The 11,971-nt window shown below is 47.0% G+C and carries 13 protein-coding genes; 11 read left to right on the plus strand and 2 right to left on the minus strand.

Annotated features, from left to right (window positions below; genetic code table 11):
* Nucleotides 1-40 precede the first annotated feature (40 nt).
* The 4 genes from folC to purF all read left to right on the plus strand — a co-directional run bounded on the left by folC (nt 41) and on the right by purF (nt 3,979).
* Complete coding sequence (gene folC, locus ACJB0T_RS07105) at nt 41-1,312, plus strand: bifunctional tetrahydrofolate synthase/dihydrofolate synthase (protein WP_479289300.1); 1,272 nt, start codon at nt 41-43, stop codon at nt 1,310-1,312.
* Between the two features lie 23 nt (nt 1,313-1,335).
* Entirely contained in the window at nt 1,336-1,878 is a 543-nt protein-coding gene (locus ACJB0T_RS07110; RefSeq protein WP_479289302.1) for an SPOR domain-containing protein, read from the plus strand.
* Between the two features lie 61 nt (nt 1,879-1,939).
* On the plus strand, nt 1,940-2,428 hold the full coding sequence (locus tag ACJB0T_RS07115) for a CvpA family protein (RefSeq protein ID WP_338163922.1): 489 nt from the start codon (nt 1,940-1,942) through the stop codon (nt 2,426-2,428).
* 36 nt (nt 2,429-2,464) lie between these two features.
* Complete coding sequence (gene purF / locus ACJB0T_RS07120) at nt 2,465-3,979, plus strand: amidophosphoribosyltransferase (RefSeq protein ID WP_479289305.1); 1,515 nt, start codon at nt 2,465-2,467, stop codon at nt 3,977-3,979.
* An 80-nt stretch (nt 3,980-4,059) separates the two neighbouring features.
* Here purF and ACJB0T_RS07125 read toward each other — a convergent pair whose 3' ends face one another.
* On the minus strand, nt 4,060-4,935 hold the full coding sequence (locus tag ACJB0T_RS07125) for a LysR family transcriptional regulator (protein ID WP_479289308.1): 876 nt from the start codon (nt 4,933-4,935) through the stop codon (nt 4,060-4,062).
* A 355-nt stretch (nt 4,936-5,290) separates the two neighbouring features.
* Here ACJB0T_RS07125 and ACJB0T_RS07130 point away from each other — a divergent pair, with 355 nt between their 5' ends.
* From ACJB0T_RS07130 to recR, 6 genes are all read left to right on the plus strand, one after another.
* Nucleotides 5,291-6,385, plus strand: a complete 1,095-nt coding sequence (locus ACJB0T_RS07130; protein ID WP_479289310.1) for a response regulator — start codon at nt 5,291-5,293, stop codon at nt 6,383-6,385.
* 333 nt (nt 6,386-6,718) lie between these two features.
* The gene (locus tag ACJB0T_RS07135) at nt 6,719-7,093 is read left to right on the plus strand and encodes a YbaN family protein (RefSeq protein WP_479292214.1); all 375 of its coding nucleotides are present in this window, start codon (nt 6,719-6,721) and stop codon (nt 7,091-7,093) included.
* A 157-nt stretch (nt 7,094-7,250) separates the two neighbouring features.
* On the plus strand, nt 7,251-7,796 hold the full coding sequence (gene apt / locus ACJB0T_RS07140; protein WP_479289312.1) for an adenine phosphoribosyltransferase: 546 nt from the start codon (nt 7,251-7,253) through the stop codon (nt 7,794-7,796).
* A gap of 12 nt (nt 7,797-7,808) precedes the next feature.
* Nucleotides 7,809-9,986, plus strand: coding sequence for a DNA polymerase III subunit gamma/tau (dnaX, locus tag ACJB0T_RS07145; RefSeq protein ID WP_479289314.1), 2,178 nt, complete (start codon nt 7,809-7,811; stop codon nt 9,984-9,986).
* 119 nt (nt 9,987-10,105) lie between these two features.
* Nucleotides 10,106-10,435 carry a YbaB/EbfC family nucleoid-associated protein gene (locus tag ACJB0T_RS07150; RefSeq protein WP_042474318.1) on the plus strand — a complete coding sequence of 110 codons (330 nt, stop codon included), beginning with the start codon at nt 10,106-10,108 and terminating at the stop codon, nt 10,433-10,435.
* A 23-nt stretch (nt 10,436-10,458) separates the two neighbouring features.
* Complete coding sequence (gene recR / locus ACJB0T_RS07155) at nt 10,459-11,058, plus strand: recombination mediator RecR (protein WP_479289316.1); 600 nt, start codon at nt 10,459-10,461, stop codon at nt 11,056-11,058.
* A 65-nt stretch (nt 11,059-11,123) separates the two neighbouring features.
* Here the strand turns inward: recR and ACJB0T_RS07160 are convergent, their stop codons facing one another.
* Entirely contained in the window at nt 11,124-11,372 is a 249-nt protein-coding gene (locus ACJB0T_RS07160; protein ID WP_479292215.1) for a YkgJ family cysteine cluster protein, read from the minus strand.
* Between the two features lie 137 nt (nt 11,373-11,509).
* On the opposite strand from ACJB0T_RS07160, the gene ACJB0T_RS07165 reads away from it, so the two are divergent.
* The gene (locus tag ACJB0T_RS07165; protein WP_112461964.1) at nt 11,510-11,947 is read left to right on the plus strand and encodes a YcgN family cysteine cluster protein; all 438 of its coding nucleotides are present in this window, start codon (nt 11,510-11,512) and stop codon (nt 11,945-11,947) included.
* Nucleotides 11,948-11,971: the final 24 nt, after the last annotated feature.

Consider the following 11,971-nt stretch of genomic DNA (forward strand, 5'->3'; position numbering starts at 1 on the left):
TACTCACTAAGTTATCAAACGTTAAGATATTGACGGCTAAATGAGTTCACAATCCATTCTACAAGCCACATCGACACTACAGATGTGGCTTGATTACTTAACCAGTATCCATACCAGTGCCATTGATCTTGGCCTAGACCGAGTGTCCGTCGTGGCACAAAAAGGTCAACTTACCAAACCAGCCCCGACCGTTATCACCGTTGCCGGAACCAATGGCAAGGGTTCGACGTGTGCATTGATGGAAGCCATCTTATTAGATGCTGGCTACTCGGTTGGTGTCTACAGTTCTCCTCACCTAATTCGCTACAATGAACGTGTACGTATCAACGGGCAAGAGCTGCCTGACGAGTCACACACCCGAGCTTTCGACTACATCGAAAAGCTGCGTGGTGACGTCAGCCTGAGCTTTTTCGAGTACGCCACCTTAGCTGCTCTAAAGCAATTCCAGCAACACAAGGTGGAAGTAGTGCTGCTTGAAGTCGGCCTTGGCGGAAGGCTGGATGCGACCAACGTGGTTGAACATGATGTGTCGGTGATTACTAGCCTTGCAGTTGACCATGTCGACTGGCTGGGTGATGACATCAACGTAATCGGTTTTGAAAAAGCGGGCATTTATCGCTCCGGAAAGCCGGCCATTTGTGGTCAGCCGAAACCGCCAGCAACAGTACCTGCTCATGCCGATGACATTGGTGCAGAGTTCTATCAAACAGGTATTCAGTTCGACTACAAGCAAACCTCAGATTCGACGTGGAACTGGCACCACGGCACCTTCGCGTTAGAAGATTTGCCTATTCCGGTTCTTCCGTTGATGAATGCCAATACAGCGTTGATGGCGCTGGGTGCAGCCAATTTGGATATTACCGACATCAACATTGTTAACGGTCTTAAAGATGCACGTCTGGCCGGACGCATGCAGGTCATCGCAGGCATGCCAACGACCATTCTCGATGTCGCGCACAATCCTCACTCAGCGGAGTATTTAGTCACTCAGCTTAATCGTTTGTATCCCAATACTCGATTTAAAGTGGTGATAGGTATGCTGCATGACAAAGATATCGCTGAAACTATCCGAGTTTTGAATCCTCTGACAGAGCATTGGTATCCTGCATCATTGAGTGGACCAAGAGCCGCGTCTGCGGATGAACTGTGTGTCCATCTTGATTCCAACCAAACTCTAACTCGCTATGATTCGCCTGTGGCGGCATTTGAGGCGGCGAAATCAGATGCAAAACAAGACGGTCTGATTTTGGTTGTGGGTTCATTCCATACGGTTGGTGAGGTGTTGGAGCACTGCGGCGGTAAAACCGCTTAGTAAATTCGAATCTAGGAGAAATCATGGCGAGTAAATTCCAAAGTCGCTTAGTGGGCACCATCGTACTGGTGGCAGTCGGGGTGATTATCCTGCCAGACCTGCTTGACGGTAAGAAGCTTCACTACAAAGAAGAGTTTGCAAGCATCCCGCTTAAGCCAGAAATTAACGCTGACGTGGAATCGTTTGAAGTACTGGAACCAGAAGAGGACATTTCCGTGCTTCCTGAAGCGCCTGTGCAAGCGACTGTGGGCGAAGAGGCTGTACAAGAGCCAGAAGCGGATATCGTCAATGTATCAGCGCAAGAGGTACCTGATCGTAACGATTATGCAGACAGTGCCTGGATTATTCAGCTGATGGCGCTAAAAAATGCCGACAATGCCGCAGCACTTGTTAAAGATCTGCAAAAGCGTGGCTATCAAGCCCACGTGAAACAAGAAGAGACCTTTACTCGCGTGATCATCGGTCCAGATGTTTCAAAAAGTAAACTAGAGAAGCAATTGATTGAATTAGAGGAAATTACCGGCTCTAGAGGTCAACTGCTCAAATTTAAGCCACTAAATCCATAAGAAAACGTTTGCGTCGCTCATTTTTCTGTTAAAATGCGCGCCAACTTGAGATGAAGAATTCATGAATTGGTTAGATTTTGTCATTTTGGGTGTGATTGGGCTATCGGCCTTGATCAGTTTAGTTCGCGGTTTTGCCAAAGAGGCAATGTCGCTTTTGATATGGTTTGGCGCGTTTTTTATCGCCAGCCAGTACTACGCAAAACTTGCGGTGTACTTTACTAATATCGAAGACGACATGTTTCGAAATGGCGCCGCAATCGCTGCCTTGTTTGTTGCGACCTTGATTGTCGGAGCGCTCATTAACTATGTCATAGGGCAGTTGGTTCAGAAAACGGGACTCTCGGGTACAGACAGAGTACTTGGTATCGTGTTTGGCGGTTTGCGAGGAGTGCTTATCGTCTCAGCGGTGCTGTTCTTTGTTGATACCTTTACCACGCTAAACAACAGCGAGTGGTGGGAAACCTCAGAACTGGTTCCACACTTTAAATTGGTCATTGAGCCGTTTTTTGAACACATCGAAGCAACTTCTAGTTTCTTGTCTGGCGCTTAGCGGCGCCAGCTAATGTCGCAAATCGAGGATTAGGACATGTGTGGTATTGTTGGAATCGTTGGCTCTACGCCTGTGAATCAGTCTATCTATGACGCTTTGACCGTTTTACAGCATCGTGGCCAAGATGCCGCTGGTATTGTTACCATAGAAAGCAATCGTTTTCGTCTGCGTAAGGCGAATGGTCTAGTTAAAGACGTTTTTGAAGCGAAGCACATGCAGCGCCTCCAAGGTAACGTAGGTATTGGACATGTTCGCTACCCGACAGCTGGTAGCTCTAGCGCTTCTGAAGCACAACCGTTCTACGTAAACTCTCCGTTTGGTATTACCCTGGCACACAATGGTAACCTCACCAACGCGCACGAAGTTCGTGAAAAGTTGTTTGAAAAAGACCGTCGCCACGTTAACACGACGTCGGACTCTGAAGTTCTGCTTAACGTTCTGGCTCACGAAATTGATACCGTAAAAGGTAACGTGACATCGGATGACGTGTTCCGCGCTGTGACTAATGTTCATCGTACCATTAAAGGTGCATACGCTGTTGCAGCGATGATCATCGGCCACGGTATGATTGCATTCCGCGATCCTAACGGTATTCGTCCTCTTTGTTTGGGTAAACGTGACGTTGATGGCAAAACAGAGTACATGGTTGCGTCTGAGTCTGTTGCTCTGGATGCGGTAGGTTTTGATTTCGTACGTGACGTTGCTCCCGGTGAAGCGATTTACGCCACATTTGATGGTGAGCTGTATACTCGTCAATGTGCTGACAATCCAACACTAAACCCATGTATCTTTGAGTTTGTTTACTTCGCACGCCCAGATTCATTTATCGACAAGATTTCTGTGTACAGCGCACGCGTTGAAATGGGTAAGAAGCTTGGTGAGCGTATCAAAGATGAGTTTTCCGACCTAGATATCGACGTGGTTATTCCAATCCCAGAGACATCATGTGATATCGCCCTGCAAATTGCTCAAGCGATTGATAAGCCATACCGCCAAGGTTTTGTTAAGAACCGCTACGTAGGCCGTACTTTTATCATGCCTGGTCAGCAGCAGCGTAAGAAGTCTGTACGCCGTAAGCTCAACGCAATCCGCTCTGAGTTTAAGGGTAAGAACGTACTGCTGGTTGATGATTCTATTGTTCGTGGCACAACATCAGAGCAGATCATTGAGATGGCTCGTGATTCTGGTGCTAGCAAAGTGTACATGGTCTCGGCGGCGCCTGAGGTTCGTTTCCCGAACGTGTATGGTATCGATATGCCAAGTGCTAATGAGCTTATTGCACACGGCCGCGACAATGATGCAATCTGTAAGCAAATTGGTGCTGATGCGCTAATTTACCAAACGGTTCCAGATCTTTTGGAAGCGGTAGGCCTAGGCAACCCAGATGTTAAGCAGTTCGAAGCCTCAGTATTTAATGGTGAATACGTGACTGGTGATATCGATCAGTCGTACTTGGATTACGTTGACTCATTGCGTAACGATGATACAAAAGTCCAGCGCGATATTCAGCAAGATCTAGCTAACTTAGAGCTTCATAACGAAGGTATCTAAGACGCTTTTATCTAAAAGAAGCACAAAAAAACCAGAGCCTGGCTCTGGTTTTTCTTATCTAGCGATTACGGTCTAGAAACTTAGTGAAGAGAGTAGTCGATGACAAAATCGATAAACAAACGCACTTTTTCTGGCAAGTGATCTTTGTGGTTGTAGAGCATATAGATGTCACGCGGGTTGGCGCTCCACTCTGGTAAAATTCGCACTAGATCACCGTTGTCGATGTGCTCTTTAATCATCACATCTGGCATCAAGGTAATACCGAGCCCAGCTGAGCAGGCACGACGCACAACATTGAGACTGTTGGCTTCAAAGCGAGCTTTGGTATTGTTGATAATGGACTCGCCACTGACGTTCTTAAGTTGCCACTTAATCAGTGGTACGCCCTTGAGTAGTCGATGAGATGAAAGCTCTTCAGCATGTTTTGGCTCGCCATGCTTTGCTAGGTATTCAGGGGCAGCAATTAAAACATCTTTGACTGTGCTGAGCTTGCGTGCAATGAGGCTAGAGTCGCGCTGCGGTCCAACGCGGAAGATGACATCCCACTCGGTTGGGTCTAGTTGATCGGCGTGATTGCTCATCGTCAAGTCAAGACTGATGTCGGGGTATTGAGCCATGAAATCATTGAACATAGGCATCATCAAACGTTTGGTGAGGTTTGATGGTGAGGAAATTTTAAGTTTACCCGATGCGCCTTTGCACTCGTCGGCGATTTCTTCCGAGGTAGACGTTAGCCGTTGCAGCAGAGGAGAACACTCGTTGTAAAAACGTTCGCCTGCTTCAGTGAGTGATAACTTGCGAGCATGACGATTGAGCAAACGAAGGTTCAACGAATCTTCCAGTGCCTGAATGCGTCGAGTAATTGTTGCAACTGGTATCATGGTCTTACGAGAAGTTGCTGTATAACTCCCATTTTCCACAACAAGTCGGAACAGATTTAGATCATCGAGTTTCATATATTCAACTATTTGTAATTATTGGTTTTTAATATAGCCCAAAACTTGGAAAAGCCGCCTAGTCTTCAGTCAGATCCTTTCAAGTAAATTCGCGTATTTGGACATTAAGTATCGGGAAATCAGTGAATAGGACACTTTTATAGCAAAACCGAGAACACTAGATAATGCCACAATTGGGGACATTTGTATAAAAGTGGATTTCTGCCTACAGTTAAAGTACTCAGGAATAGAGTATGTCCTGTTTTCAATAGTCAATGAATTGCATCATTGTAGCGTTTTCCTACGATACGACGTTTGATGTAAACCAAAAATAATAATAATTACACGCTCAATGGAATTTGTGAGGCGTAGTCTTATGTCTAAAACTGACAGTCAAGTTGCTGTGGCTATCGAGCAGCAACACAGTGCTAGGGTGATGGTCGTTGACGATGACCCAGTATTTAGAAGTGTAACCAGAAAGTTCCTGGAAGCAATTGGTCACCAAGTTGTTGAGGCCGGTGATGGCCTTGAAGCCCTCAAAATGCTTGGTGAAGTTCAGCCTGATCTTGTTCTCTGTGATCTAGCAATGCCGCTTTTGACAGGCATGGAGTTTACAGAAGAGGTAAGAGTGGAATATCCGTCGTTGCCCGTGATTGTGATTTCCGCAACTGGCGATATGGGGGATGTAGCAAAAGCGCTACGAATGGGGGTGAAAGATTTTCTCACTAAACCATTGAGCGATTATCGCTATCTCGCTGACGCAATAGAGGTTGTACTAGAAGAGAGCTCAAGTGCCGCAGAGCAATCGGATTTTGTTAGTCGATGGTTCCGGCTGGATGATGACGGCAGTGAAAGTGAGCAGCAGGAGCAAGAACTCCACTGGCATCTAGAGTACTTACAGCAAAACCCAAACGCGGCGAGAGAGCTGCTCACAGCGCTACTCCCGGAGAAAGATTCATCGTTGGGTGCTTGGCGTAGTAGTTATCGCTTACTGCAATCGACAACCAGTTTGCCACTTGTATTTGATTACAGCTGGTTAGTGAGTGGGCAGCTTGCTTTCTATCTAGTGGATGCTGATTCGGCCGACGAGGGGGGCGTGGCAAGTACCTTGTTGGTTAGAACCTTATTCGATGATTATGTGCGTCGCTTACAGCATAACTCAGTGGACTTGAAAGGATTGGCGCGCAATTTAGAAAAAGGCATGGCATGTGCAACCGGTGCGAGTACAGTCGAAGCGGTGTTTGGTACCATCGACCTCGCGGAAGGCTTGGTGTCTATTCTACCTGCTGGGCTGGGGTGCCGGTGGAATAACGGTCAGGCGCAATTTAACATCGCAGGTGGGCGGCGGTTGGGCGACAACTGCTTGAGTAATTTCATGACCAAAGATCTCGCCCTCCAAGATGCAGGGAAACTGACCTTGAGTCGAGTTGGCTCTAGCAGCTTTAGTTGGGACATTAGTTTGATGGTGTAGCTGGGTGTTTTGTAGGCATTAATACCCCTACAATTACTCGGTTTTTGGCGGGTTGTAATTGAGTTATAGTGAAAATGTTAACGCTTTGGGAGGCAATTGCCTCCCTTTTTCGTACAATTTCCAGCTCAGCCAAAGAGCTGAGTTTTAGCCCAATTTAAGAGCAAAAGTCATGTCAGATCAAGAATTCAAAGAACCGTACAACATTTTTTACTTTTTAGGTTTTATTGCCGCATTGCTAATCCCAACACTTCCCGCTACTCTCACTTGGATCAGAGTAATGAACGGATACGCAGGTTTTTGACCATAAATAATTTAACCACTGTAAAGCGCTTAATGTGGAATACAGTGGGTACTATTTCTGTTGTTTTGGGCGTGGTTGGAATAGCCCTTCCTCTATTACCAACGACTCCTTTTCTTCTTTTGGCTAGTGCGTGTTTTCTTCGCGGTAGTCCTGCCTTCCATCAATGGTTGCAATCGCACCCCAAATTAGGCCCGATCATTACTGATTGGGAACAAGATCGCTGCGTAACGAAAACCGTTAAGCGCCGAGGTGCAATGCTCATCGTTGCGAGCTTCTCTATATCTATCTTTGTCATTAAACCGCTTTGGTTAAAACTTATGCTGTTGACGCTGTTTGTGGCCACTTTTATCTTCTTTTTGCGGATTCCTGTGAAACCGCCCGTTGCTGAACACCACGAAAATCACTAACATTAGAAGGTTGTGTGCCCACTTTAATTGTGGGCGTTTTACTTAATACCTACAGAATGAACGTATCTAGCTTGCTGTTGCCATTTTACGGCTGCGACATGCCAAGACCCGTACTCTGAACGACAGGCACCCAAAGACCTTTCCAGAGATCAATACTATGACTATCGACAAAATTTCCCTTATCAAAGCAAGCATCAAAAGTATTTCAGATTACCCAAAACCGGGGATCTTGTTCCGTGATGTAACCAGTCTGATGGAAGATGCAGCAGCCTACAAAGCGACGATTGAGCTAATGGTAGAGAAGTACAAAGACCAAGGCTTTACTAAAATTGTTGGTACAGAAGCTCGCGGCTTTCTGTTTGGTGCGCCACTAGCATTAGAACTAGGGTTAGGTTTTGTTCCTGTTCGTAAGCCAGGCAAACTGCCTCGCGAAACTGTGGCACAGTCATATGAGCTAGAGTACGGCATGGACACACTAGAAATTCATACAGACGCAATTGCTGAAGGTGACAAAGTGTTGATGGTCGACGACCTACTGGCAACTGGCGGCACAATCGAAGCAACAACAAAACTTATTCGCCAATTAGGTGGTGAAGTTGCACACGCTGCTTTTGTTATCAACCTTCCAGAGATTGGTGGTGACAAGCGCCTTGAAGCGCTGGGTATCGACGTATACAGTCTGTGTGAATTTGAAGGCCACTAATTAGGACGCCTCATGAGTTATCTTGCGTTAGCCAGAAAATGGCGACCAAAGAAGTTTTCCGAAGTAGTTGGACAGGCGCATGTCCTGACTGCTCTTGAGAATGCTTTAGACCAGAACCGACTTCATCACGCTTACCTGTTTAGCGGTACGCGGGGTGTGGGTAAAACGACGATTGGTCGTTTGTTTGCCAAAGGTTTGAACTGTGAAACTGGCATTACGGCAACGCCTTGTGGTGAATGTTCGAGCTGTAAAGAGATCGATGAAGGTCGCAGTGTTGATTTACTAGAAATCGATGCCGCATCTCGCACTAAGGTAGAAGATACTCGTGAGTTACTGGATAACGTTCAGTACAAGCCGGCACGCTCGCGTTTCAAGGTTTACTTAATTGACGAAGTGCACATGCTCTCTCGTCACAGCTTTAACGCTCTTTTGAAAACGCTTGAAGAGCCACCTGAGTATGTGAAGTTTCTTCTGGCGACGACGGATCCTCAGAAACTGCCGATGACTATTTTGTCTCGCTGTCTGCAGTTCCATTTAAAGCCGATTACCGTTGATAACATTCACCAACAGCTAGAGCATGTACTGAGCCATGAACAAGTTGAGCAGGAGCACAGAGCTTTGTCGCTGCTTGCTCATGCCGCTGATGGCAGTATGCGCGATGCGTTGAGCCTGACCGATCAAGCTATTGCGCTTGGTAATGGCCATGTTACTACTGAAGTGGTGAGCCAAATGCTCGGCACTTTGGATACTGCGCAAGCTCTGCAGTTGCTTGACTCAATTGTCACTGGCAACGCGCAGCAAGTGATGGCGACGTTATCAGCTCTGGCCGACAACGGCGTTGATTGGGACATTTTGCTTTCTGAGTTAGCGACACAGCTGCATCGTATCGCTATGGCTCAAGCACTGCCAACCAGCGTGGATGGAGAAGTCGCTGACGGAGACAAAGTTCGTCATCTCGCGACCGTGTTGCCTGCCACAGATGTACAGCTTTACTATGAGATTGCTTTAAAAGGTCGTCAAGATCTGCCGTTCTCACCGTCGCAGCGCGTTGCGGTGGAAATGACTTTGCTGAGAATGCTGGCCTTTAGGCCTGCTACTGAGTTGCAAGCGAGTGAAATAACTGCAGCGACAGTGCCTTCAAATTCGATGCCGTCACAATCTGTGCAACCTGCTTCGAATGTCAATCAGGCACCACCGGTTGAAACTATGTCGACACCACCAATGTCACATACTCAAAGCGCGCCACAGTATGCGGGTTCTATTCCTCAGTACGATGAAGGGCCAGAACCGTACATTGATACCTCGCAAATGAGTTCATCGCAGCCGCCGAGTACACCGCAAGGGTACCCGCAGCCATCACCGCCGGTAGCTCATCCTTCGCAAAATCAGTCAGTACCACCGCAAGGACAACCAGAAAGCGCGCCAGTACCAAGTGGTGGTTCGCAAAATACCGGTGTTCGTCCTGCGGCAGGCGGTTTACGTCATCAGCTTCGTTCTCGCAGACAGGCTGGTGGACAGAACTCACAAAGCCCAGGAGCGACACCTGCAAAAAAGCCTAAAGCGTCATCTGAACCAAGCTCCGTATTAGAGCGAGTTGCAATGCGCACTCAGGGTCGTGCTCAAAGCTCGACTCCGGTGTCAGATGTCGCCGCGCCACAAGCGCAACAACCGACTTCGAATGAGCCGTATCAGTGGCGACCTTCGAACAATGCAACTTTGCAAAAGACTGAGCCGACGATTAAACCGTCGACGCTAAAAAAAGCGCTTGAGCACGAGAAAACGCCTGAGATGGCAAAGCGTTTGACTGAAGAGGCTGCTGCCCAAGATAAGTGGGCGGAGATGATTGAGAAGCTGGAAGTAGGTAAGTTGGTTCAACAACTTGCTCTTAACTCAGTTTACGCTATCGATGGTACCTCGATTCAACTTGGATTAAGGCCAACCCATGCGCACCTAAACTCGGACAAAAACCAATCCGAACTACTTGCTGGGTTAAATGTCTTACTACAACAAGAGTGTCATTTGTCCATTGAGATCTCTGAGCAAGGCATAACGCCGCTTGAGCTTCGAGAGAATTTGTATCAGCAAAAACTCTCGGATGCCGCGCAAAGCCTACACACGGATCCCAATGTTCAGTTCATGTTGACGCGTTTTTCCGCGCAGCTGGACGAAGAAAGTATTCGACCGTTATAAGCCGCTTGGCGACGAGACTTGTTCTTATAGGGGACAGGGATTGTCGGTGAGCAGGGGTTGCATTTAATGAATGAGACCCCATGTTATTAATTGAAACATGAATAAACCGAGAGAAACCTATGTTTGGTAAAGGTGGTATGGGCAACCTGATGAAGCAAGCCCAGCAAATGCAAGACCGCATGCAAAAGCTTCAAGAAGAAATCGCGAACATGGAAGTAACTGGCGAGTCTGGTGCTGGCCTTGTTAAGGTGACTATCACTGGTAGCCACAGCACACGTCGTGTTGAAATTGACGAAAGTCTAATGGAAGACGACAAAGAGATGCTAGAAGACTTGATTGCAGCAGCATTCAACGACGCAGCTCGTCGTGTTGAGGAAACTCAAAAGGAAAAAATGGCGTCAGTAACAGGTGGTATGCAACTTCCACCTGGCATGAAAATGCCGTTCTAATTGGAAGATTAGAGACGTAATTAATGCGAACTAGCCATATGCTGGAGCATTTGATGGAGGCCTTGCGATGCTTACCTGGGGTTGGCCCCAAGTCTGCACAACGCATGGCCTTTCATTTGTTACAGCGTGACCGAAAAGGTGGCTTACAGTTGGCGGATGCACTCTCAAGTGCCATGACTGAAATCGGTCACTGCCAGCAATGTAGAACCTTTACGGAAGAAGAAATTTGCCATATTTGCAGTAATCCAAAACGCAAAGAAAATGGTCAATTGTGTGTTGTAGAAAGCCCTGCGGATATCGCAGCAGTAGAAGCAACTGGACAGTTTTCTGGTCGTTACTTTGTTCTAATGGGGCACTTGTCACCATTAGATGGTATTGGACCTAGCGATATTGGATTAGATGTATTGGATTACCGTTTACGACAGGGTGACATTGGAGAAGTGATTCTTGCAACCAACCCAACAGTAGAAGGTGAAGCCACTGCGCACTACATTGCAGAGCTGTGTCATGAACACCAAGTGTCAGCCAGCCGTATCGCTCATGGCGTTCCGGTAGGTGGTGAGCTTGAACTTGTTGATGGCACAACCTTGTCGCACTCTCTTATGGGGCGACATAAGATCTAAGCCTTTGTGCAAACGACTCTATATAAAAGGCGCGAAATTATCGCGCCTTTTTTAGTTGCAGCTATCTAAGTCAGCCTTTCAAGCTCAAAGATGTTCTTCATAGCGGTACAATCATTCTCACCGCAAACATCAGGACAGGCTTTAAAGCTCAAGCAAACCTTGGGGCGCTCGGGTTTTCCAAACAGTTTGCAAAGGTTGTTGTCATCAAGTTGAACGCAGCGCTCGCCGCTTGGCTTGCCTTTTGGCATACCTGGAATAGCAGAAGAAATACTTGGAGCGATACAACACGCTCCGCAGCCTAATCGACAATCCATCATAATACCCTCGATAATGAAGGCGGCGAGTTTACCAGATGCGCTAGAATTGTACATATGTGAATCATGCATCAATGCTTGCAGTTTTTGGCCTCTAGAGGTATAAAACGCCTCCAATGATGAAAAGGGTAACACGAATGAGCAATGCGTTTTGGGAAACTACGCCACTTGAAGAAATGAGCGAATCACAATGGGAATCTCTATGTGACGGTTGCGGTAAATGTTGCCTGCATAAACTCATGGATGAAGATAGCGATGAAGTTTACTACACCAATGTTGCTTGTAGCTGGCTCAACAGCAAAACGTGCTCGTGTAAAGACTACCCAAATCGTTTTGAATCAGGCGAAGAGTGCTTGAAGCTAACACGCGATAAAATTAGCGAATTCAACTGGCTACCAGAGACTTGCTCTTACCGTTTGCTTTCAGAAGGTAAATCGATCCCAGAGTGGCATCCTTTGATTACTGGCTCTAAGTCAGCGATGCACGCGGCAGGTGAAAGCGTTCGTAACAAAGTGGTTTATGAGATTGATGTTGTGGATTGGGAAGACCACATTATTAACCATCCTTCACGCTAGTTATCGGTGGTAAGGTTTCATCCA

This window comes from Vibrio sp. CB1-5, assembly GCF_059412285.1.